This window comes from Elusimicrobiota bacterium (assembly GCA_040757695.1).
Classification (GTDB): domain Bacteria; phylum Elusimicrobiota; class UBA8919; order UBA8919; family UBA8919; genus JBFLWK01.
The window spans coordinates 1-25,519 of record JBFLWK010000015.1; the positions used below are offsets into that span (position 1 = coordinate 1).

Annotated in this window: 21 protein-coding genes; all 21 read left to right on the forward strand. The window is 32.5% G+C overall.

Translation table 11 applies throughout. The annotated features are described in order from the left end of the window. Nucleotides 1-687: hypothetical protein (locus AB1349_04405; protein ID MEW6556580.1), on the forward strand; the 687-nt coding region annotated here is incomplete at its 5' end. Nucleotides 688-717: 30 nt separating this feature from the next. Beyond that, entirely contained in the window at nucleotides 718-1,542 is an 825-nt protein-coding gene (locus AB1349_04410; GenBank protein MEW6556581.1) for a transketolase, read from the forward strand. Further along, nucleotides 1,539-2,495, forward strand: a complete 957-nt coding sequence (locus tag AB1349_04415) for a transketolase C-terminal domain-containing protein (protein MEW6556582.1) — start codon at nucleotides 1,539-1,541, stop codon at nucleotides 2,493-2,495. The genes AB1349_04410 and AB1349_04415 overlap by 4 nt, the downstream gene beginning before the upstream one ends. A gap of 4 nt (nucleotides 2,496-2,499) precedes the next feature. Continuing rightward, complete coding sequence (locus tag AB1349_04420; GenBank protein ID MEW6556583.1) at nucleotides 2,500-3,993, forward strand: radical SAM protein; 1,494 nt, start codon at nucleotides 2,500-2,502, stop codon at nucleotides 3,991-3,993. 7 nt (nucleotides 3,994-4,000) lie between these two features. Continuing rightward, complete coding sequence (locus tag AB1349_04425) at nucleotides 4,001-5,404, forward strand: radical SAM protein (protein MEW6556584.1); 1,404 nt, start codon at nucleotides 4,001-4,003, stop codon at nucleotides 5,402-5,404. 3 nt (nucleotides 5,405-5,407) lie between these two features. Further along, nucleotides 5,408-7,126 (forward strand): radical SAM protein, encoded by a 1,719-nt coding sequence (locus AB1349_04430; protein MEW6556585.1) that lies wholly within the window; start codon nucleotides 5,408-5,410, stop codon nucleotides 7,124-7,126. Nucleotides 7,127-7,132: 6 nt separating this feature from the next. Further along, nucleotides 7,133-8,344 (forward strand): glycosyltransferase, encoded by a 1,212-nt coding sequence (locus tag AB1349_04435; protein MEW6556586.1) that lies wholly within the window; start codon nucleotides 7,133-7,135, stop codon nucleotides 8,342-8,344. Nucleotides 8,345-8,348: 4 nt separating this feature from the next. Continuing rightward, entirely contained in the window at nucleotides 8,349-9,902 is a 1,554-nt protein-coding gene (locus AB1349_04440; protein ID MEW6556587.1) for a radical SAM protein, read from the forward strand. Continuing rightward, a complete protein-coding gene (locus tag AB1349_04445) occupies nucleotides 9,847-10,770 on the forward strand; it encodes a class I SAM-dependent methyltransferase (protein MEW6556588.1) in 924 nt (307 codons plus the stop codon). Before AB1349_04440 ends, AB1349_04445 begins: the two co-directional genes overlap by 56 nt. A 4-nt stretch (nucleotides 10,771-10,774) precedes the next feature. Beyond that, a complete protein-coding gene (gene asnB, locus AB1349_04450; protein MEW6556589.1) occupies nucleotides 10,775-12,709 on the forward strand; it encodes an asparagine synthase (glutamine-hydrolyzing) in 1,935 nt (644 codons plus the stop codon). After that, nucleotides 12,709-12,882: a DUF5989 family protein gene (locus AB1349_04455; protein ID MEW6556590.1), complete on the forward strand. Its 174-nt coding sequence runs from the start codon at nucleotides 12,709-12,711 to the stop codon at nucleotides 12,880-12,882. The genes asnB and AB1349_04455 overlap by 1 nt, the downstream gene beginning before the upstream one ends. Nucleotides 12,883-12,886: 4 nt before the next feature. Continuing rightward, complete coding sequence (locus tag AB1349_04460; protein ID MEW6556591.1) at nucleotides 12,887-13,111, forward strand: hypothetical protein; 225 nt, start codon at nucleotides 12,887-12,889, stop codon at nucleotides 13,109-13,111. Nucleotide 13,112: 1 nt separating this feature from the next. After that, on the forward strand, nucleotides 13,113-14,888 hold the full coding sequence (locus AB1349_04465) for a carbamoyltransferase (GenBank protein ID MEW6556592.1): 1,776 nt from the start codon (nucleotides 13,113-13,115) through the stop codon (nucleotides 14,886-14,888). Between the two features lie 4 nt (nucleotides 14,889-14,892). Continuing rightward, nucleotides 14,893-15,966, forward strand: a complete 1,074-nt coding sequence (locus AB1349_04470) for a hypothetical protein (protein ID MEW6556593.1) — start codon at nucleotides 14,893-14,895, stop codon at nucleotides 15,964-15,966. 140 nt (nucleotides 15,967-16,106) lie between these two features. Then, nucleotides 16,107-17,054, forward strand: coding sequence for a GDP-L-fucose synthase (locus AB1349_04475; protein MEW6556594.1), 948 nt, complete (start codon nucleotides 16,107-16,109; stop codon nucleotides 17,052-17,054). After that, complete coding sequence (locus tag AB1349_04480; protein MEW6556595.1) at nucleotides 17,036-18,448, forward strand: glycosyltransferase; 1,413 nt, start codon at nucleotides 17,036-17,038, stop codon at nucleotides 18,446-18,448. The genes AB1349_04475 and AB1349_04480 overlap by 19 nt, the downstream gene beginning before the upstream one ends. Nucleotides 18,449-18,559: 111 nt before the next feature. After that, nucleotides 18,560-20,128: a glycosyltransferase family 39 protein gene (locus tag AB1349_04485; GenBank protein ID MEW6556596.1), complete on the forward strand. Its 1,569-nt coding sequence runs from the start codon at nucleotides 18,560-18,562 to the stop codon at nucleotides 20,126-20,128. A 233-nt stretch (nucleotides 20,129-20,361) separates the two neighbouring features. Then, the gene (locus AB1349_04490) at nucleotides 20,362-21,732 is read left to right on the forward strand and encodes a glycosyltransferase family 39 protein (GenBank protein ID MEW6556597.1); all 1,371 of its coding nucleotides are present in this window, start codon (nucleotides 20,362-20,364) and stop codon (nucleotides 21,730-21,732) included. Then, nucleotides 21,723-22,700, forward strand: a complete 978-nt coding sequence (locus tag AB1349_04495; protein ID MEW6556598.1) for an NAD-dependent epimerase/dehydratase family protein — start codon at nucleotides 21,723-21,725, stop codon at nucleotides 22,698-22,700. Before AB1349_04490 ends, AB1349_04495 begins: the two co-directional genes overlap by 10 nt. Then, nucleotides 22,697-24,112, forward strand: a complete 1,416-nt coding sequence (locus AB1349_04500; protein MEW6556599.1) for an FAD-dependent oxidoreductase — start codon at nucleotides 22,697-22,699, stop codon at nucleotides 24,110-24,112. The genes AB1349_04495 and AB1349_04500 overlap by 4 nt, the downstream gene beginning before the upstream one ends. Continuing rightward, nucleotides 24,105-25,517 (forward strand): radical SAM protein, encoded by a 1,413-nt coding sequence (locus AB1349_04505; GenBank protein MEW6556600.1) that lies wholly within the window; start codon nucleotides 24,105-24,107, stop codon nucleotides 25,515-25,517. The genes AB1349_04500 and AB1349_04505 overlap by 8 nt, the downstream gene beginning before the upstream one ends. The last annotated feature ends 2 nt before the right edge of the window (nucleotides 25,518-25,519 follow it).

A 25,519-nucleotide genomic window follows, 5' to 3' on the forward strand; every position in this document is an offset into this window, starting at 1 on the left:
ACTTTAAAGCAAAATTTGGACGATATTAAGTTGTTAAACAAATATAAAATTTTTTATATAGTCGGCCTTCTTATAGGAATACCTGGTGAGACAGAAGAAACAATAGAAGAAACTATACGAAATTTATCCACTGTTATACCTGATGACATAAACATACCATATGAAATATCTACTAATTGGTTTCAGGCAGTTCCGGGCACACCAGGTTATGAATACGCAAGTAGAATAGGATTTATTGGGCAATCATTGGAGGAAGAGGAGAAATATATTGAAGGTCTTTATAATGTAGACGCAAATGATGTAAAACACTACTTAAATTTTACCGATTATGAAAAAGAAGAAATTGCCTACTGGAAGGACTATATTTTTTTGGAGTTAATCGCAGCTTACATAAAAAAACACGGCATATTTAATATCTTAAAATACAAAAAAGCAAATAGATATAAATATGGGCTAATATATATGACTTTCCCAAAAATAATAAGAAAAATTTTGTTGAAATATCTTACAGTTATAAAGATCTTTGGATTAACTGGATTATTTAATCTTTTTTACAGAAAATTAACTATTAAAAAAACAAATTTATTCACAAATATAAACGGTCCCCTTAGAAAAATAACTAAAAATATTCCAATAGCGGTCAGGCAGGATGACGTTTATACCGTTATTTTAAGAGAAGGATTATAGTAGAAAAATCAATAAAAGGAAATAATACTTATGCGAAAGGAAGGTTTAGTTGAATTTTTAAAAGAAAAATCTTTTTGGGTAAGAAAAGAAACCTTGAATATACATAGGATAGCAAGGGATACAAGACTTACCTCATCGTTATCCTGTGTTGAAATATTGGTTGTGCTTTATTATGGAAAAATTATCAATTTCAATCCATCCAATATTTACTGGGAAAAAAGAGATCGGTTTATCATCAGTAAGGGCCACGGCGGGATTTCTTTCTATCCCATACTTGCTGACTTAGGCTATTTTGATATGAAAGAATTATCAAGAGTCTGTTATAAAGATTCCTTTTTGGGTGGAATACCCGATTGTATAATACCAGGATTTGAAACTACAAATGGTTCGCTTGGCCACGGATTGGGGGTTGCCTGTGGCGTTGCCCTTGCACTTAAAAAGAAAAAAAGAACTGAAAAAGTCTTCGTTCTTTTAGGCGATGGTGAACTAAACGAAGGTTCAGTATGGGAAGCAATTATGTTTGCAGGAGAATACAAACTTGACAACCTGACTGCGATACTTGATAACAATAAAATCTGCATGCTTGGTTTTTGCAAGAATATAATTAACATGGAACCACTTGATGAAAAATTTAAGGTATTTAGATGGGATGTAACAACTGTTAATGGCCATGATATTGAACAGTTATACAATTCACTAACAGTGCTTAAATCAATAGAATCTGGTAAACCAAAGATTCTGATAGCTGACACAATAAAAGGAAAAGGAATACCGCGGATAGAAAACGATCCACTATGTCATATCAGGAGTTATTCGCCTGAAGAAATAGATGAAATAATTAAGAGGCTAAAATGAAATCTGAAATAAGGATTATGCGCGAGGTTTTTATTGAACAGATCTATAAACGTATGCGTACAGATAAAAATATTCTGTTTCTTTCTGCTGATTTTGGAGCACCAATGCTTGACAAATTACGAATGACATTTAAAAACAGATTTTTCAATGTTGGCATCGCAGAACAGAATCTTATAAACATATCAACTGGATTAGCACTTGAGGAATTTGTAGTTTATGTCTATGCTCTCGCACCATTCTTGACAATGCGAGCATATGAGCAGTTAAAGATAAACGTTTCTTTACTTACTCAATTAAGACCCTTGAACATAAATTTAATTGGTGTCGGAGCAGGAATCAGTTATGATTTATCCGGTCCAACTCACCATTCTCTTGAAGATATAAGCATAATAAGAGCACTGCCTAATATTGAGTTTTTCTCACCCAGCGATTCTGTTCTTGTTGAAAAGTTTTTTGATTATTCAATAGAAGTGAAAAAACCAAAATATCTGAGATTAGATGGTAAACCTTTGGCAAATATATATTCCGATAAAAAAAAGATAAACTGGAAAGAAGGACTTTGTGAATTACGTAAAGGTGAAAAAGTATGTCTTGTTACAACAGGATACATGACACAAAAAGCAATTAAACTTGCTAGAGAACTTTCAAAACAAAATATTAATATCGGAGTGATAGATGTTTTCATGTTGAAACCCTTTAATCAGTTTTTTTTCCTGAAGACAATAAAAAAATATCAAACTGCCATTACACTTGAAGAAGCATTTGTAAATAAAGGGGGGTTAGATAGCATAATTTCATGTACATTACACAACAACAATTCAAATATACGACTTAAAACTATGGGACTGGCTGATAAATATGTCTTCGATCTCGGGGCCAGAGAATATTTGCACAAATTGAATAAGTTAGATGAAGAAAATATTATAAAAAATATAAAAGAGTTATTAAGCTAAAATAATGATTAAGAAAGTGGATATTGTTCTGGTAAACCCTGGTGACAGAAAACAAATTTATCAAAATTTGGAAAAAGAATATTCTGCAATTGAACCTCCTTTCTGGGTAGCAGTTATTGCAGCATATCTCAGGAATAATGGGATTGATGTAGTAATTAATGATGCAAACGCAGAAAACATTTCTCCGGAAGAAACCGCTACAAAAGTTAATGAGATTGCTCCATTATTAACTGCAGTAATAGTATATGGTTCTCAACCATCAGCATCCACACAAACTATGACGATTGCAGGAAAAATTTGTAAGGCGCTTAAAGAAAAAACATCTTCAAAAGTTGCGATAGGCGGACTCCATCCGTCAGCGCTTCCCAAACGAACATTACAAGAGGAAAGTGTTGATTTTGTAATAGATGGTGAAGGACCGATTACCTTAAAAAGTTTACTGGAAGTATTAAAGTCAAACAAAAATGATTATTCTGCTGTTCCTGGACTTTGGTATTATGAAAATGAAAATATAAAAAGTAACCCAAGAGCACCAATTATTAAAAACTTAGATGAAATATTACCTATATCTGCATGGGACTTACTACCGATGCAAAAATATAGAGCACATAATTGGCATTGCTTTGATAATATTGAAAATAGAATGCCATATGGCGTCATATATACAAGCATTGGATGTCCTTACTCTTGCATTTTTTGTTGTATAAATGCTCCTTTTGGAAAGCCAGGTATAAGATACAGGAGTCCTGAATTAGTTGTTGATGAAATAGGATTATTAGTAAAAAAATATGGAATAAAAAATCTTAAAATTGCTGATGAATTATTCGTTTTGAACGAAAAACATTACATGTCCATCGTAAATTTACTGCTACAAAAAGGATATGACCTAAATATATGGGCATATGCAAGAGTAGATACCGTAAAACCTGAAAATCTTGAAAAAATGAAACGGGCAGGTATTAACTGGCTCGCGCTGGGAATTGAATCTGCAAATCCTGGCGTTAGAGACGGCGCATCAAAAAAAATAAAGAGCAATATTAAACTTATTGTTAAATCAATTCAAAATGCCGGAATTAGAGTCCTGGGAAATTTTATCTTCGGATTGCCGAATGATACTTTGGAAACGATGCAAGAAACTTTGGATATGGCCCTGGAATTAAATTGTGAATTTGTAAACTTTTACTGTGCGATGGCATATCCCGGTTCTAAACTTTATGAAATTGCGGTTAAAGAAAAATGGAAACTCCCGGATGCGTGGCATGGTTTTTCTCAACATTCTTATGAAACTCTGCCATTATCAACAAAATATGTTACGGCAAAAGAGGTACTAAAATTCAGAGATGACGCTTTTTATAAATACTTCCAAAATTCAAATTACTTATGTATGATTGAAGCAAAATTTGGCATAAAAGTTAGACAACAAATTGAAGGAATGACAAAAATAAAATTAAAAAGAAAGATATTAACCGAGGACAAACCATCTTTTTCAAGGAGGTAGAAAAAAAATGTTAGAAAACAAAACAGATATTAAAAAGCAAAAACTTGACTTATTATTGATCAATCCAAGTATTAACTATTTTAAAGATCAAAAGAGTATTTTAGCACGAAGGGTTGAAGATGAAATTATAATTTCTAATAGTCCTTCTCCCGGAATTGCATATCTGCTTGCAGTTGCAAAACAAAACAAACTAAATGCTAAATTCATTGATATGGTTGCGGAAAGTATTACTATTGACAATCTTATACAATATATCAATACATTTAAACCAACAATAATTGGTTTTACCGCATTAACAGTACAAATCAAATCAGCAGGATTTATTGCAGAAAAAATAAAGAATCTTTTCCCTGATATTTTGATATGCGTTGGTGGTATTCATTCGACAGTGATGCCAAAAGAAACGTTGAGCGAGTTTTCCGGATTTGATTTCGTCGTCTGCGGAGAGGGAGAACTTGTCCTTATCAATATATTCAATAATTTGAAAAAAGGAATATCATTATCGACAATTAAAGGTGTAGTTACAAGAGAGAAAATGGATTTCTCCTTTGATAGAATCAAAGATCTTAATATGCTTCCTTTCCCGGCATGGGAAGAAATAGATATTACTAAATATACGGGTATATATCCGCATAGAACAAAATTAGAACTTCCAGTATGGACAAGCAGAGGTTGCCCTTTCTCTTGTATATTCTGTGCCAGATCGTTTGGAAGACACAGAATACATAGGTCAATTGCATCTGTGATTAGTGAAATTGAAAGAAATATTTTAGACTTTGGGTGTGAATCAATTGCATTTATTGATGAGACATTTATCGTTGATTTAAAATGGAGCAGTGAACTTTTTAATACAATGATTACCAAAGGAATAAATAAAAAGATTACATGGTCATGTGAAACACGAGTAGATATCGCTACGCCAGAATTTTTCCGTCTGATGAAGGATTCTGGTTGTTATTATATTTTTTTTGGATTTGAAAGTGCGGATGAAAATATTTTGAAATCTTCTAGTAAAAATATAACAATTGCACAGATGAAAAAAGCTGTAAAATGGACTAAAGAAGCAGGAATCATAACCAGTGGAAGTTTTATAATTGGGCTACCTGGCGAAACTGAGGAAACAGTAAAAAAATCTATAGCATTAGCCCAAGAGTTAGGTTTATACTCAGTCACATTTCCAATTGCTGTGCCATTCCCAGGTACAATTTTAAGAAAAATGGCCATAAATCATGACTATGGCTTAAAAATACTGACAGACAACTGGGACGATTACGATAAACAATATCCTGGAGTAATGGAAAGTGAACAGTTGTCCATAGAGAAAAGAAGAGAATTACAAAAATTGGCTTATACATTGCTACCAAAGAAAAAAATACAAGAATATATAAAAAAGGAATTAGAAATAAAATAAAATATGACAAAGATTATGCTGATGAACATTCCAGGTGGACCATATCCGACTGACTTCCCGCCATTTGCAATATCAAGAATTATTGAAGGCTTAAGCCCAACCTTAAATTGTAACTTTTCATTTTTTGATTTAGACTGTTACAGACCGCTTTTTGAAGAAATAAAAGAAAAAATTCAATCATTTTCTCCACAGATAATCGGTTTCAGTGCGGTTTTAACCTCTGCTTATTCTTATTTAAAAAAACTATCCGCTTTTATAAAAAATAATTTCCCTGATATAATTCAGGTTTTAGGCGGTGAAATGGCTGTAATATCAAATATAATTTTGCAAAAAACAAAAATTGATTTCTGCGTAACTGGTGAATCAGAACCGACTTTCAGCAACCTAATTTCCAGATTACAGCAGAATAAATTTGATATTACAAACAAAGAAAATTACAAAGATATAAAAGGACTTGTTTTTTTAATAAATGACTTACCTTTTTTTACTGGCTACGAAGAAAAGGAAACAACAAATGCAGTTAGACAGATGAATTATGACCTGATTTCCAAATTTACAAATATAGACCAATATATGCAACCAATTGATAGCCAATTTTATAGAAACAGGATTAACAAGAATGAAATCAAAAGTTTTTTCAGTTTATTTAGAAGCGAAAATCTGAACAAAAAAATAGGACAGGTATGTGCTAGTAAAGGATGTGTGGGCAGATGTACATTCTGTCATAGATTTTTTAAGGGCTATAAAGTCATTGATCCGGATACAGTAATAAATTATCTTGATGAATTAATAAAAAAATATGATATCGGGTTAATACAGTTTGCAGAAGAAAATTTTGGTTCAAATAGTAAAGCAACTTATAAAATTGTAAATTACTTAAAAGAAAAAAAGTTAAACTGGGCTGCGGGAGCAGTTCGGGCAGGAACTGTTAATGAAGAAACGGTAAAATTATGGAAGGAAGCAGGATGTGTCAATATAAATTTTGGTATAGAGTCATGTTCTCAAAAAATGTTAAATGTACTGGGAAAATATACCACCATTGAACAAAACTTAAATGCCCTTGAATTATTAAATAAATATAAAATTTTCTATATACTCGGACTTCTTATCGGCATGCCTGGCGAAACAGAAGAAACCATAGAAGAAACTATACGAAATTTATCCACCGTTATACCTAATGATATAAACATACCATATGAAATATCCATCAACTGGTTTCAGGCAGTTCCAGGCACACCAGGTTATGAATTCACAAGGAGAATAGGATTTATCGGGCAAACACTGGAAGAAGAAGAAAAATATATTGAAAGTCTTTATAATGTAGATGCTAATGATATTAACCATTACTTAAATTTTACAGACTACGAAAAAGAAGAGATTGCCTATTGGAAAAATTACATTTTTTTTGAACTAGTCGTGGCGTATATAAGAAAACACGGTATTATAAAAACATTGAAGAGTAAAAAAGCTAATAGATATAAATACGGATTAATTTATATGACCATTCCAAAGATAATAAGAAAATTCTTATTAAAGTATTTTACAATCGTAAGATATTTCGGTTTAGGAAAATTATTATCCTTCCTTTGTAGAAAACTGTTCATCAAGAAACGGAAATACTTTTCAAATATCAGCAGTTCTTTAAGAACGGTCAACAAAGGTATTCCCTTAGTCATCAGAGAAGATGATATCTACACTTCTATTTTAAGAGAAGGACGATAATATCTAATGCAGAATACTTTCTTTCTAAATAAAAATATTCTATATCTTTTACCGACTGATGAAAACCAGTATTTGAATTTTCTATATGAAGAGTTAAGAAAATACTTGGCCAATATCTATCGTTTAGATGTTGTTGGATATTTCAACCAGAACGGTCTCAAAAATACTGTAAAATACATTGAAAATTTAATATCCAATAAAAAAATAGATATTCTTATTTCATCTCCTTTTGCAACTGAATATCAGTTATCTGTTGAATTTTATGTCTTATTAAAAAATAAAGTAAAAATTGTTTTTTGGTTTGGTGATGATGAGATGTATTTTGATTCTTATAATAAGTACTATTCTCAGGTTGCAAATGCTGTAATTACTACAGATTATTTTAGTGTTTTTGCATATAAAAAATTGGGTGTTCCTGCGATTTGTTACTTTGATACCCGCAGCAAAAGTGACTATTATCCTGTTGAAGTAAAAAAAGATATTGATGTTTGTTTTTTAGGGGATTGCACTAAAAGTGATAGAATGGAATATATCATTTTTTTGATTAAAAATGGGATTGATATAAGAACTTTTGGGAAAGGTTCAAAAAATGGATTTGTAGACTGGGGAAAACAATCAGAAATATTTTCTAGAAGCAAAGTAAATTTGAATTTTACTAAAATAGATATTTTAAATTGGATAAATAGAGACGAACCGATATTAAACAGAATAAAACAAAACAAAGGAAGACTGATTGAAATTGCTTTAACTAAATCATTTTGTCTTACAGAATATGCACCCAGTATAAACATTTATTTCGAAATCGGTAAAGAAATTGATGTCTTTCATAACAAGAAGGAATTATTAGAAAAAGTAAAGTATTATCTCTCCAATGAAACTAAACGAAAGGAAATGGCTGAAAATGCATATAAAAGAGTAATCAATAATTATGTGCCAAAAATTGTTTTCCCGAAAGTATTAAAAGAATTAGGTGAAATTTTAGAAAAAAATAATAAACAAAAAACAGAAAAAATTAAAATATACTTGAGTAGAGCTTTCAAAATAAAGTCAATAAATAGTTTAACTTTTTCTGTATTTATTATGCTTAAAAATAAAAAAATATTTTATGCACTGGAACTATTTATAAAATTATTCAGATATGGTTTTTTTATATTTTTTGCAGGTTTTTACGGTGGGCTGGTCAGGGTACTAAAAAATATAACCGCAAAAATCAGTTAACAGTATGCAGAAGAAGATTGTAATAATAACCTTATATCAATATGGTGCCTTTGGCAGCATGGTTTTAAGCGATGTGCTGAAAAGTACAAATCATTCTGTGTTTAATATCTTTTTCAAAAAAGATAAGACCAATGTTATGGAACTACCGACAGAAAAAGAAAAAAAATTATTGGTTGATTTGATAAAAGATATAAATCCTGAACTTATCGGTATCAGTACCCGCTCAACCTTTTTCCCTGTTGCCAAAGATATTACTCTAAAATTAAGAGAAAATGTTCGTTCTCCTATAATATGGGGCGGCGTACATCCAACAATTTGTCCTGAAGAATGTATTCAGGTCGCTGATATGATTTGCGTTGGCGAAGGTGAAAAAGTAGTAATTGAATTAGCAGATGGATTAGCGAACAAACAGGATACAAGCAAAATAAAGGGTCTATGGCTTAAAAAAAACGGTTCAGTAATACAGAATGAACCACAGATGCTATTACAGGATTTGGACGAACTGCCGCTTCCATCTTTTGACGAAAAAGATACTTACTCAATTGAAAATAATTGTATACAAGAGGGCGAACCTTATTACAATGATAATCTGATACATTATAATTTCATGACCGGCAGGGGATGTCCATTTCATTGCAATTTCTGTTCTAACAGTATATTAAAGAACATTTTTGAGAACAAAGGACCTTACATACGACAACGAACTGTGCAAAATGTAATTGAAGAACTTAAATTAGCAAAAAAACGATTCAAAAAATTAAGAAGTGTGTCATCTAACGATGAAATTTTTGTTCTGAATAAAGAATGGCTTAAAGAATTTTGCAAACAGTATAAAAGCGAAATTAATCTTCCTTTCCACTGCGATATTTATCCAACATTTATCAACGAAGATATTATCAAAATGCTTGTGGATGCTGGTTTAAGAACAATTACAGTTGGAATACAAAGCGGTTCCGAACAGATAAGAGAACACTGTTATGGTCGGAAAACATCAGAAGTTGAATTAAAGAAAAAGGCAGAAATACTAAAAAAATTTCATATATTCCCTTCATATGATTTGATATTTGATAACCCAATAGAAACGGAAAACGATATTAAAAATACACTTCTTTTTATGCTTGGGTTACCGCGTCCTTTCAGAATAAATATGTACTCGTTGCAATATCATCCTAAGACACAACTTACAGAAACTTTTCTACAACAAAAAATTATATTACCGGACGATATTGACGGTGCATCGGTAAAAGGGTTTAACCAGTGGCATGTAAATTTTGACTCTGAAACACAAAAACAGGAATTGGTTTTCTTGTATAAACTATTTGAACTTCTGTCAAGTTTTATAAATTTAAGCAAAAAAAATCCCGGTAGAGTTATCTCAGTTTTTCCTCGCTGGCTTATTCGTCTTATTGAAAAAAATAATTACTTTAGAAAATATCCACAATTAACAAACTGGATTGCTTTTCTACCGAAACTTACTTTTGGATTGGGACTGGTATTTCAGTGTGAGTTTAAAAGATTATGGCGCAGCTCAAGAAATTTTTTACAAAATACCAAATAGTGAAGAAATGAAAGAATGTCCCGTCTGTAAAACCAACAGGAATAAACTTATTTTTCATCATATATATGATTCACAGGACATTGTTCAATGTGAAAAATGCAAACTTGTATTTCTTAATTCATCGCTACAAAAAGCGGAATGGCTTGAATATATCAAAAAAGGATTATATTTAAGTTCGCAGAAATATATAAAAAATGCTTTAGCCCGATTACAAAAAAATAAACCCGGAAAACTTTTGGATATCGGCTGTGGTAATGGTGAATTCTTGTATCAAGCACAAAAACTGGGCTGGGATGTAACAGGAGTAGAACTATTTGAAGGCAATAACTTGTATAACTTACCTGTAAAATATGGAATATTTGAGGAAATGGATTTACCTGAAAATTATTTTGATATCGTTACTTTCTGGGGAGTAACGGAGTATTTAATAGACCCGCTGAAATTTTTTGAGAAAGTTAAAACTGTCTTAAAAAATAGCGGTAAAATCTTGTTTGTTATGAGTAATTATTATTCCGTTCAGCGAGCAATAATGAAAGTCCACAACTTCCCAAGACAGCAATTGGTCTGGTCAATGCCAAGCATTAAATTTCTATTTGAAAAAGTGGGATTGAGAATAATTAAGTATGACTATAGAAATGATATTAGAAACGGTAGATGTACTGAACTGATAACCTTTTTATTCAAAAAAATAGTTCTACGAAAAACAGAATATCAAATTTTATTGGAACATAATAGCAACATAAGAGAACGCGGTTTTATTATATTTATCATAAAAGTATTGGACAGAATAATTACAATACCTTTATCTGTTATGCTGTCACTTTTGGGGTATACTGGTGTTGTGAATATAACAGCCAAAAAAATTTAATACAATGTGTGGAATAGTTGGAATTTATAACTTTGGAAATAATAAATCAGTGAAAAAAGAAACTATTACACAAATGTGTAATATCATTAGACACCGCGGACCTGATTCAGAAGGATACTATCTGTCAAATTCCAAATTCCAAATTCCAAATTCCGAATTTTCCATCGGATTAGGAGTACGGCGACTGGCTATTATTGATTTACAAACGGGCAATCAGCCGATACATAACGAGGATAAAACACTGTGGATTGTGCTTAATGGTGAGATTTACAATTTTCAAGAATTGCGTAATGAACTTGAAAGAAAACATAAATTCTATACAAAATCTGATACGGAAGTTATAGTACATCTGTACGAGGACTTTGGCGAAAAATGTGTTCAACATCTTCGGGGTATGTTCGCTTTTGCAATCTGGGACGACAAAAACAAAAAACTTTTTATAGCAAAAGATAGAATCGGAAAGAAACCGTTTTATTATACACTACTTAACGGTTCGTTTATATTTGCTTCCGAAATAAAATCAATACTTACACATTTGTGTAAGTTACCAGAGATAGATTCAGAAGCAATTGACCTTTTCTTAACATATCAATATATCCCATCACCAAAAACGATTTTTAAGAATATAAACTCGCTGCCTCCTGCACATACACTTACCTGCAATAAAAACGGAAAAGTTAACACGGAAAAATACTGGGATTTGGATTTTACAAAAAAAACGGATTTATCTTTTGACGAATCCTGCCAAAAAACAAAAGATTTATTGATGGAAGCAACAAAACTGCGGACTATTTCTGAGGTACCACTCGGTGCATTTCTATCTGGTGGACATGATTCCAGTGTTATCGTTGGACTGATGAGTGAACTTTCTACACAACCAGTAAAAACGTTTTCTATCGGTTTTGAAGAGGCGGATTTCTCAGAATTAAAATATGCGAAAATTGTCGCAAAACATTTTAAAACTGCCCATCACGAGTTTATTGTTAAACCAAACTTTATAGAAATTTTGCCAAAACTTATCTGGCATTACGGGCAGCCGTTTGCAGACGCTTCGGCACTGCCGTCGTACATAGTTGCCAATGAGACGAAAAAATTCGTCACCGTCGCTTTAAACGGCGATGGCGGCGATGAAACTTTCGGTGGATATCTCAGATACAAGGCGATGAAAGGGGCACTGTATTTTTCACCGCTGTTCCGAATGCTCGGTAAGAAACTGACAGGAAAAATTGCAAATTTAATACCGCATACTGAAACTGCAGTAGGAAAAAACATATTCAGGTACATCTCACGTTTCATTCAAGGTCTGCCGAACCGGGCTGCAACGAGAAACATACAGTGGCACTGTTATTTTACAAACGAGATAAAAGAAAATTTATATACTGACAATATGAAAAAAAATTTGTATAATAATGCATATAAATATCTGACAGAAATATTTGAAAACGCACCTGCCAAAAATATTATGGATAGAACTTTTTATACCGATATAAAAGCGTATCTGCCCGAATGTCTTCTGGTGAAAATGGATATCGCATCTATGGCAAATTCACTTGAAGCAAGAAGCCCGTTTTTAGACCATAAAGTGTTGGAATTTTCGGCATCGCTACCTTCATCTTGGAAACTTCACGGCTTGACAACAAAATATATCCTTAAAAAATCGTTTAACGATTTTTTACCAAAAGAGATTTTACACAGGAGCAAAATGGGATTCGGCATTCCTATCGGGAAATGGTTCAGAACCGAATGGAAAAATTATTTCAAAGAAATGGTTTTATCAGACAAATCAATAAATCGCGGATATTTTCAGAGGGAAGTTATAGAACAAATGTTCTATGAACATATTTCCGGCAAACGAGACCACGGTTATCGTATGTGGGCACTGTTGATGCTTGAATTATGGCACAGAGTTTACATAGATAAAGTATTGGGGAAAAAATAATGCTGAAAAAAATGTTGAGGAAATTCTCAGTTTTAGGTGAGCTGTTATCGTTTTTCTGGGAAAACAAGATGTGGTGGATTATACCGATGGTGCTTGTTTTGGTTTTGATTGGGTTACTATTGATTTTCGGTCAGGCAACAGGAATTGCACCATTTGTTTATACTTTATTTTGAATATATGAACATCAAAAATTTGCGTAAGAATTGGAAGTTATTGGTTAACCGCTCTGTTAATTTTCAAGCAAAAATAGTCCTGACTTTGTTTTACTGGTTTGTTGTTTCATTTTTTGCTATATTGGCAAAAATTTTCCCAACTATATTTAATATTAAAAATACCAATGCTGGCTGGCAGTCCAAGAAAATAAAGAAACTGGATTTAGAACAGGCGAAACGACAATATTGATATGTATATTTTAGGTGTTTCTTGTTATTTTCATGATGCAGCAGCGGCTATTATATGCGACGGCCAACTGATTGCTGCTGCTGAAGAGGAACGGTTCTCCAGAAAAAAGCACGATTATAATTTCCCGAAATCGGCTATTCAATTCTGTCTTGAGACTGCAAACATCACACCTGATAAGTTGGATTACGTTGTATTTTATGAGAAGCCGTTTGTCAAGTTTCAGCGAATACTTTTAACTATTCTGAAGGAATTTCCTCACTCACAACGGGTGTTCACGGACGCAATCAGAACCTGGTTGCTGGACAAGTTGTGGATTAAGGGATTGCTTTTAGAGAAGTTTAACATTGCTGAAGACAGAGTTTTGTTTTTAGACCATCATTTATCACATGCATCAGGTGCGTTTTTAATCAGCCCATTCAAAGAATCAGCAATTCTTACAGTAGATGGCGTCGGCGAATGGGCAACTACTAGCGTCGGCCACGGTTCTAATACCAAAATTACACTTTTGGAAGAAATGGTATTTCCTTTTTCGGTTGGATTGCTTTACAGTACATTTACCGCCTTTTTGGGATTTGAAGTCAACGAAGGTGAATATAAAGTTATGGGTATGGCACCTTACGGTAAACCAAATTATGTTGATAAAATCTATAAAATAGTTGATATTGCCGACGACGGCTCGTTTTCGTTGGATATGGATTATTTCGCATACCATCGTTCATCTACCACAAGTTATAGTAAGAAATTTGTAAAACTATTTGGTCCACCAAGACCGCCGAAACTACACTTCTTTACTAAGTCATCTGGTTATCCATCTTATTTCGGTGAAAAACCAGAAAATTACGACGAACTTTGCGAAAAGAATCAGTACTATGCAGATCTCGCATCAAGTATTCAGGATATAACCGAAGAAATTTTGGTTAAAATGGCAAACTATTTATACAAAAAAACACATCTTGACAAACTCTGTATTGGTGGAGGAGTGGCACTGAATTGTGTGGCAAACGCTAGAATTTTAAGAGAAACACCGTTTAAGCAAATTTTTATTCAGCCTGCAACAGGTGATAGTGGTGGGGCGGTTGGTGCTGCATTGTATTTATGGAATAGTATTCTCGGGAACAAACGGGATTTTGTAATGAATCATGCCTGTTGGGGAAAAAGATATTCTAATCAATATATTAAAAACTTTCTGGATTCATTAAAAATAAAATATAAATTTATTCAGAATGAAAACGAACTTATTGAAAAAGTCACTAATGCTATTATTGATGGCAAAGTTATCGGTTGGTTCCATGACAGATTTGAATGGGGTCCCCGAGCACTTGGCAACAGAAGTATCTTAGCCGACCCAAGACGAGAGGATATGAAAGATATCATCAATACCAAGATTAAATTCAGAGAGCCATACAGACCATTCGCACCGTCAGTGCTCGTAGAATACTCAGAAGACTTTTTTGAACTGCCTCAAACAATTGAAAATTATCCTGCACGGTTTATGCTTTTAACCACAAATGTGAAAAAAGACAAAATCCCAAAAATACCTGCTATTACACATATTGATGGCACCGCCAGAATTCAAACTGTTTTTAGAGATACTAATCCACGGTACTATAAACTTATAGAAAACTTCTACAAAAAAACAGAAATACCACTACTTTTGAATACTTCTTTTAACTTAAAAGGTGAACCAATTGTTAATACTCCCGAAAACGCTTACAGTACCTTTACAAGAAGCGAACTGGATATGCTTGTCTTAGAAAATTTTATAGTTAAAAAATAAAAAAATGAGCACGGCAAAAAAAATTATTTTTTCTGTTTTATCGGTTTTGTTATTTCTTATTGTTATAGAATTAATTACACAAGCAATACTGTTTTTATCAAAGAAAGATAGGACTCATGTTTCTACTCAATCTGTCTGCATGCCAAATTTTTACAAACTTGCACCGTATATAATGTTTGAGATAGAGCGAAACTTTCATTCAGAATTGATAAATATAAATTCGCTGGGATTCAGAGGAGAAGAATTTAATCCCCAAAAACCTAAAGGTGTCTATAGGATTTTTACAGTAGGCGGTTCGGCAGTTTTAGGTATACAGGTTGCCGACAATGAAACTTTTTGCGCTGTGCTTGAGAATATGTTAAATCTAACCTCTAAAGATAGAAAATTTGAAGTGATCAATGCTGGTAGAAGTTCATATCTTTCTGCGCAAGAAATGATTCTTATAGAAATGCAAATCCTTGATTATACTCCAGATATGATAATAGTATTTGATGGGTTGAATGATCTGCATCATTCTGTTGTATACGACCGCCGACCTGGATATCCTTACCTGTTTGATATGATTGAACGTTCCTGTGGACAGACACCATTGAAAAGATATTTTATACTGGGTTTAAGTCGTGGGATTCAATTTCTGGCACAAAAAAGTAGATTTGTTGGAATATTAGATACCAATCTAAAAAAAATAAGGAAAAAAGAAGAAACATATGAACCCAATTCCCCTGTGATTGATTTTTACAGAAAGAATCTTGATTTGATTGCTAAAATTTGTAAATCAAAAAATGTAAAATTAGTTATCGCTTCACCACAGCCATTTCTTGGTACTAAAAAATATCTCTCTGCGGAGGAACAGAAAATTGTACACGGTAATTACTTAGAAGTAATGGTGGAAATGTATAAATCAGCACTTGCACAGGTAAAAGCAGTAACATCTGAAAATAAAGTAAACTTTATTAATATGATTGATGTCTTTGATAATGAGAAAGATACCGTCTATTATGATGTGGTACATTTTTCTGCTAAAGGACATAAATTGATCGCAGAACGATTGTATAAAGAGTTAAAAAAGTCAAGATGAATCAGAGAAAGCAATAAAACGGGAATGTTTCAATAAAGAAGCATTAGAGCAATTGTTTAAAGAGTATATAAACGGTTATCGTGACCATGGCTACCGTCTCTGGGCACTTTTGATATTAGAGTTGTGGTATAGAATTTATTATGAATTTATCTAATAAAAAAATTACGGTTACTGGTGGTGCGGGATTCTTAGGTTCCTATGTAGTAGAGAAACTAAGAGAGCATGGTTGTAAAAATGTTTTTGTTCCGAGAAGCAAAGATTACAATCTTGTAGAAATTGAAGCAGTAAAGCGATTATATCAGAATTCAAAACCGGATATTGTAATTCATTTAGCAGCAGTCGTCGGCGGAATTGGTGCTAATAGAGAAAGACCTGGGGAGTTTTTTTATAACAATTTAATGATGGGTGCACAACTTATGGAAATAGGCAGACAGGTCGGTATTGAAAAATTCGTTGCCCTGGGAACTATCTGCTGCTATCCAAAATTTAGCCCGGTGCCTTTTAAAGAAGAAAACTTATGGAATGGTTATCCTGAGGAAACAAATGCACCATATGGCTTAGCAAAGAAAATGCTTTTAGTTCAAGCACAGGCATATCGTCAACAATACGGTTTTAATGCAATTTTCCTTATGCCAGTAAACCTCTACGGTCCGGGTGATAATTTTGACCCTAAATCATCACATGTGATACCAGCACTGATTAAAAAATGCTTTGATGCAATAAAAGATAGCAAAGATGAAATTATTGTCTGGGGAACAGGAAAAGCCACGCGAGAATTTTTATATGTTGAAGATTGTGCAGAAGCAATTGTATTAGCTACAGAAAAATACAACAAACCAGAGCCAATAAACATCGGTGCAGGATTTGAAATATCTATAAAGGAATTAGTTGGACTTATCGTAAAACTTACAGGCTTTAAAGGTAAAATTATCTGGGATAGCACAAAGCCCGACGGTCAACCAAGAAGATACCTTGATACATCAAAGGCAGAAAAAAAGTTTGGGTTTAAACCAAAAACTTCATTTAAAGCAGGACTTAAAAAAACTATCGACCGGTATAGAGAAGAAATATGGAAAAAAGCGAAATAATTTCGTATTTTAATCAATCAGCAAAAACAAGGAACTACTGGCGAAAAAGAAACTGGTACTATCATAAAGAATTGGAAAGATTCTTCTCGTTTATTATTCCAGAGAATAGTTCAGTATTAGAAATCGGTTGTGGCACAGGTGATTTACTTGCAAATCTCAAACCTAAAAATGGTACTGGTATAGACATAAGTGAACAAATGATAAAAATTGCAAAAGAAAAATATTCATACTTAGAATTTTATGTAGACGATATCGAGAATCTAACTATTGATAAGAAGTTTGACTACCTAATCTTGCAAGACCTTATTGGACATCTTTCTGATGTATGGTTAGCATTCAGAAACTTAAAAAAGGTTACCACCTCGCAAACAAGAGTAATAATCACATATTACAATCATTTCTGGGAACCAATAATATTTTTTGCAGAAAAAATAGGATTGAAAATGAAACAACCATATCAAAATTGGTTATCAATAGAAGATATTGAAAATCTTTTATATCTAAATCACTATGAAGTTATAAAAAAAGGTTACAGATTTCTCTTCCCAATATACATTCCTATCATTTCCAATATCATCAATAAATACACTGCAAAACTACCGATAATAAAGAAATTTTGTCTTGTCGGATTTGTAATAGCAAAAGAAATCAAACAAGAAGTTCAAAAAAAAGATTATTCTGTTTCTGTAATAATTCCTTGTAGAAACGAAGCTGGAAATATTGAACCAGCCATAGAGCGGATTAGAAGTATTGGAAAATCAACTGAAATAATATTTATTGACGGAAATTCAACAGATGGAACAGTTGAAAAAATCCGAGAAATGATTAAAAAACATAATGATAAGAACATAAAACTAATATTTCAAGGTGGTGTATTTGGTAAAGCAGATGCTGTTTGGAAGGGCTTTGATGCTGCCATATGCGATATCCTTATGATACTCGACGCTGACTTAACTGTCCCACCTGAAGACCTTACAAAATTTTATCTTGCACTATCAGAAGGTAAAGGAGAATTTATTTCCGGCACACGACTTGTATATCCAATGGAAAAAGAAGCAATGAGGATATTGAATAAATTAGGCAATAAAATGTTTTCTTTAATTTTTACTTGGATTTTGGAACAAAGAATAAAAGATACACTCTGTGGCACTAAAGCGCTATTTAGAAATGATTATCTTCGGATAAAAGCAGGTAGGAAATTTTTTGGTGAATTCGACCCGTTTGGCGATTTTGACCTACTTTTCGGTGCTGCAAAACTCAACTTAAAAATCGTTGAAATGCCAGTAAGATATAAAGAGAGAAAATATGGTGAGATAAAAATAAGAAGATTCTTGCACGGTTGGCTATTGCTAAAAATGTGCTGGATCGGATTTAGAAAATTTAAATTGTCTTAAAATCGAAAAGGGATTTCTAAATTTCTGGTGATGAAAAAGGAATTTTTATTACTAATCATTATAGTGATACTGAGTGCGTCCCTAAGAATAATTGGTATTCGGTGGGGACTTATGACTTCTAAATATTTTCATGCAGCGGCATACCATCCCGATGAATCGGAAGTATTAAAAGCATATCAAGGAATAAATCCTAAAAAACTTGATTTTAGATTAAGCACGGTCACTGTTCAAACAAAAGGAACATTTCAGCCGTATCTGATGGCTGTATGGATAAAAATTGCCTCTGTGTTCAAACTTGTAAAAATTTCTTCTTCGTTTGACTACTATAAAGCAAATCCAAGAGAACTTGTGAAATTATATGTTACAGGAAGAAGCCTGTCTATCTTTTTCGGGATATTAACAGTAATTTTGCTTTTCTTTATGGCAAAGATTTTTTATAACGATTACAGAATTGGGCTTCTATCGGCTTTTTTACTTGCAATTACTCCAATACATGCTATATGGTCACATTATATCGGAACGGATGCGTTATTAACATTTGAAGTATGTCTTGTTTTTCTGTTGTGCTTCTATATTCTAAAAAATGGGAGCAACAAAATATATTTATTTACCGGTTTGCTTGTGGGTTTAACCGGAGCAACAAAATATAGCATAATACCCCTGACTCTTATTCCGGTAATAGCTCATTATCTGTCGTCGAACAAATTCTTCAACAAAAAATTGTTTCTTTACCTGCTCTTCGTGCCCGCAGGTTTTATACTGGGTAATCCCTACAGTGTTCTGGAACCCAGATGTTTTTATGAAACATTGAAATACTCATCACAGATTAATGTAACTGTAAACTCGGTTCTAAATCCACTGGACTCCTTCGGGCCACAACCAATGTTTTTATATTATCTAACCACTGCTCCAAAATACAGTTTTGGAATACCACTTGCTATTTTGTTTCTATTTGGTTTTATATTTGCATTCATTAGAAAAGAAAAAATAGATATTGTCATTATAGTCTGGATGATTATATTTTATTTGTTCATAGCACTTTCTTCTCCCTGGCAATCAATGAGATGGCAACTTCCATATATTCCTGTTTTATGCCTTTTATCAGCAAAATCTATTTTTGTTGTTTTAGAAAATATTAGCAAAAAATTAAAAATCTTAATACTGCTGATTGTTGCTTGCATCTCCATCGCTACATTATTTTATTCTGTTGCTTATATGAAAATGATGACTGAAAAAGATGTCAGAGATGAATCATCAGAATGGATAGAAAAAAATATTCCGGAAGGTAAAAAAATTGCAGTTCCTGATGTATATTTCTGGAATCCATCAATAGTAATGACAAATTACTGGTATAAAGAAACGGAACCGTTTTATGCTAATATAAAAAAATATAAAATTTTTCAAACCGAATGGGATATAAAAAAATTGGAAAAAATAAATCCTGACTATGTAGTTCTGGCAGATTATGAATACTACCCAATTCTTAAACTAAAAGATAAATATCCTCATCCGGAATTGATGCCGTTTTTAGAAGAAATAATGCAAAGCGATAGATATACACTTATAAAAAAATTTGAAAAAAAACCTAAATTATTTGGGATTATACCAATTGGTGGCTTCTTTCCACCTGAATTTCGTATGGTTAATCCCACAATACTTATTTATAAAAAATTAATATGAAAAGATATTTGATAATTATTATCCTATTAATCGGACTATTTCTGCGATTATATGGTATAAAATGGGGGCTGCCTAATAAAGAACATTTTTATTCATACTATCCGGATGAATACAATGTCATTCATACACTGGAAACGATTAATCCATGTCGGTTCAATTTTACACCACCTGTACCAATGGCCAATCCCACATTTTTTTATTTTCTTGTTGGTTTTTTTACAAAAATGGCTTCTTTGCTGGGACTGCTTACTTTAAGTCAATCTAAACAGTTTTATCTCTACCATCCTGAGGAATATGCAAAAATATATCTAGTAGGTAGACTTTTGGTATCTGCTATGGGAGTGTTGACGGTTTATTTTGTTTATCTTATTGGAAAAAAATTTTACTCTGAAAGAGTAGGACTTCTAGCAGGGGCATTCCTTAGCATCGTTCCTCTGAATGTTGTCTGCTCACATTACATGGAACCGGGAGTAGCCGTAACATTCTGGCTTACACTTACGATGTTTTTCAGTTTATCCATTATCCACACCGGTAAGCAAAAATGGTACATACTGGCAGGTATCTCTTTAGGGTTGGCAATCGGTTCAAAATACACCGCCCTTCCTTTCGGATTGATAGTATTGCTTGCACATTTATTAAGACGGGACAAAATTATAAATAAAAACATTTTTTTATTTTTCCTAATGACCGTAGTCTTTTTCATAATGGGAGTGCCCTATTCCGTCTTGGATTTGCCAACATTTAAGTATAACATGTCTGTATTCTTTAATGCTGCAACAAAAGGTGTTGGGAGTCTGAAAATTAACTGGTTTTATCCTATAATAAACCTTCTTTATCATACTATAGGTCCATTTATTTTGGTACTTGCAATCGGGGGCGTTGTATTCGCCTTGTTAAAAAGAGAAAAAGCCGATCTGTTGCTTTTGGTCTGGATACTATTATACTATTATATTCAGGCACAGGCCGGATTTAAGATTGCAAGGTATCAAAATGAATATTTGCCTTTTTTAATATTACTGGCTGCCAGGTTTATTTTTTATCTGAAAGATTCTATTAAAAAATATGTTGTTAACATTATAATACTTTTATCCATATCTATAACCTCAATATATACTTTATCATATACAAATATGATGATAAAACTGTCAACACAGGATATCGCTTCGTTGTGGATAAAAAATAACATTTCACGGGGAAGTAAAATTGGGGTAATTAGAAAGCCATATTATTATTCTCCACCTGTTATAAATATGAAATATTTCGCTTTGAGCAGATACTCCGATAATCCTGAATACAATAAACCCGATTACAAAATCGTTAATCTGGAATATAATCCCGTTAAACTGAATATGGAAAAACCTGACTACATAGTTACTTCCGAATTTGAGTATCTGGACAACCTACCCGCGGGACCGGATGCTAAAGTCTTTATTGAGGAAATTTTTTCTTCTGGTAAATATATTGAAATCAAACGTTTTGAATCAGCACCGCAGTTTTTAATATTTTCATTTAAGAAAAAAGATTCATTTCCTGTAGATTGGAAATTTCCCTGTCCTACAATATTAATACTAGAAAGAACAAAAAAGGAGAAAGTATGCCCATAAAAGGTAAGAAGATTTTCATTACAGGTGGGTTGGGATTTATTGGCAGTTCATTATGTCAAAAACTTGTTAATTATAACAAGTTAATAATTTATGACAATGGTAGACGAAATGCACTCAAATATACAAAGTTACTATCACATCCGAACATTACAATCATAAATGGAGATATTTTAGACAAACCTTTTCTTAAAAAAAATATGCTTGAACACAACCCTAATATTGTAATTCATTTAGCAGCAATGGCAGGTGTTTCAGATTATTTTCGTTATCCATTAAAAACAATGGAAGTAAATATGATTGGTACATATAATATTCTGGAATCGGTAAAGGATTTAAAACTTGAAAAATTTATAAATTTCTCAACAAGCGAGGTTTATGGTCCTTTCATATTCAGGGCGAAAGAAAATGAGCCAACAACACAAGGTGAAGTGAAAATGTCGCGATGGACATATTCTGTAAGTAAACTTGCCGCCGAACATCTCTGTTTTGCTTACTATAAGCAATATAAATTACCCATAGTATCCTTAAGACCATTTAACATTTACGGTCCTGGTCAGGTTGGTGAAGGTGCGGTTCAGATATTTGTTCCTCTTGCTATAAAAAATAAGGAAATTTCGATCACTGGCGATGGAAATCAAATTAGAGCCTGGTGTTATATAGCCGATATGATTGATGGAATAATTTTATGTTTGCAAAGTAAAAAAACTATTGGAGAAGTTTTCAATATTGGAAATCCTAGAGGAACTATTACTATTTTGGGACTGGCAGAAAAAATTATAAAGTTAACAAATTCAAAATCAAAAATAAAATTTATTCCTCATCCCAATATAGATATTGATCTGCGCGTCCCAAATATAAAGAAATCTGAGGAGATTTTAGGCTTTTATCCAAAGGTTGAACTTGATGAGGGATTATCTCAATCTATTGAATGGTATAAGAAAATAGACCTATCTGAAAAAAATATATGAAAGTACTAATATTAGGTGCAGGTATAACAGGACTAAGTTGTGCGTTGAAATTAGCAGAAAACGGTATTGATATTGAAATCCTGGAAGAAAAACTTTATGTTGGCGGTCTCGCAGCCAGCGTAAAAATTGATGGCAACACATTTGATTATGGTCCTCATGCATATCATTCTAATACGCCTGAAGTATTATCTCAACTTAAAAAATTAGCTGATAATAATTTTGTTGAGCTGAAAAAAAATGTCAGAATCAAATTCCAGGGTAAATATTACAAATACCCTTTAGAAGCAACGGATATTATCTTCAAATTAAATCCTTTACTCGCTGCAAAATGTTTGTTTGATTATCTATTTGTTAATATAAAAAATAGTTTTATCAAAAGTAAAATAAATTCAACTGAAGATTGGCTTGTAAGTAGATTTGGGCGAACATTATATAACATTTACTTTGGACCTTATACTCAAAAGGTATGGGGGCTTAAACCCTCTCAGATGTCTTCCTTGTTTGCACAGCATAGAATTCCCCATACAAGTCTTATCACAGTTGCTATAAAATCTTTCTTAACTGGCACAAAAAAACTAACAGGTAAAGAACATAAATATTCTCCACTTGTAATAGATTTTTTTTACCCAAAAGACGGAGCTGGGTCTATTCCAAAACGAATGGCCAAGAAAATTTTTGAACATAACGGAAATATATATCTAAATTCAAAAATAATCGCGGTAAATTGGGAAAATAATAAAATAAAATCTGTAACCTATAAATCAAACAAAGGTATTATAGAGTTAAAAAGTGATTACTTCGTATCTACTATCCCAATAACCGATTTATTATCTATGTTTAACCCTCCTGTTAACCATGAAATAATATCTATAGCTAATGAGACGCATTACAGGGCAATTGTTGTTGTATGTTTATTAATTAATAAACCAAAAGTCTTTGATGCAGAATGGATATATTTTACAAATAAAATCTTCAATCGTCTTTCAGATATCAAAAATTGCGGTGCAACAAATGCAGTCAAAGAAGGTAAAACAGGATTAATGGCGGAAATTACTTGTGATGTTGGTGATAATATATGGAATGCCGATAAAGAGTTTCTTTGTCAAAAAGTAATTAAAGAACTGGAGGAAGAGGGTTTTATAAACAGAGCTGACGTGCTAAAATATGATATTCTTAAAGTAAGAAATGGTTATCCAATTTATAACATAGATTATGAAGTAAGAATGGATAAAATAACAAAATATATTGAAAATTTTGATAATCTGCTAATAAGTGGTAGACAAGGTTTATTTAAATATGTTGACATGGATGTAGCAATGGAAATGGGAATTATAACAGCTGAGCACATTTTAAACAAAAAATCTAAAAATGAGATAAGTTGGATTCCTTTTGAGAAAAAAAATTATGCCTGATATAATATTCATCAATCCTCCATTAACACTTGAAGAAAGATATGGTAAATTGGCAAATGCTGGTAGTCTGGAGCCACCCCATGGTTTATGTAATTTAGTAGCTGTATGTCTAAAACATAATATAGATACTGAAATCTTGGATGCGCCTGTATTCGGATTGAATTACGAACAAATAGTAAATATTATAAAAACAAAGTCACCTAAATATGTTGGAATAACGGCAGTAACCATATCTATCCATAACGCTGCAAAACTTGCACAGCTGATAAAGGCGGCTGACAGCAAAATTGTCACCATCATTGGCGGACCGCATCTAACAGCACTGCCAAAAGAAACTATGAACAAGTTTTCGTCATTTGATATCGGAGTCATAGGGGAAGGTGAGATAACAATAATTGAACTGATAAAAACCCTTGACGAAAAGCATCCGCTTGATAAAATAAATGGTATAATATTTAGAAAAAATGGAACATTAACTATTACCAACAAAAGAGAATTTGTTAAAAATTTATCTGAACTGCCTTTACCAGCATGGAACCTTTTATCAGATATGAAAAAATATCGTCCCGCTGTTGCCAGTTACAAAAGACTGCCGTCAACTTCAATAATAACCACACGTGGATGTACTGGGAAGTGTACTTTTTGCGATAGAAGCGGGTTCGGTGAAATTATACGAGGATACAGTGCTGAATACATACTTGATATGATCAAGTATCTTCAAGAAAAATATGCTATTCGGGATATACGGATAATGGATGATAATTTCTTACTGTTCCGGTCAAAAATAGTAAAAGTATGTAAGATGATACAAGAACAGAAAATTGACATAACATGGTCATGTCTTGCAAGGGTTGATATGGTCTATCCTGACATATTGAAAATGATTAAGATGTCTGGATGCTGGCAAATTGCATATGGGATTGAAAGCGGTTCGCAGGAAATACTAGACATACTAAACAAAAATATTACATTGGAACAAATCAGAAGAGCGATATGGTTAACAAAAGAGGCGAAAATCAAAACATTGGGTTACTTTATGCTTGGGAATCCAAAAGAAACAGAAGAAACAATTAAAGCAACACAAAAACTTATCCAAGAACTGGATTTGGATGATATTAAGATTACTTTTTTTACACCATATCCAGGGTCAAAAATTTTTCAGACAGCAAAACAATATGGAACTTTCAATGATGATTGGAAAAAACTGGATGCCAATCTGGAACCTGTTTTTGTTCCTACAGGTTTGACAAAAGAATACCTAATAAAAATGCAAAAAAATCTATTAAGAGAATTTTACCTTAAACCAAAAACAATACTGTCTTATCTTTCAAGATTAAATTTAAAACAGGCGAAATCACTGTATTCAGCTACAAAAAGTTTTATCGGTTACACTTTTAGCAAATAAGA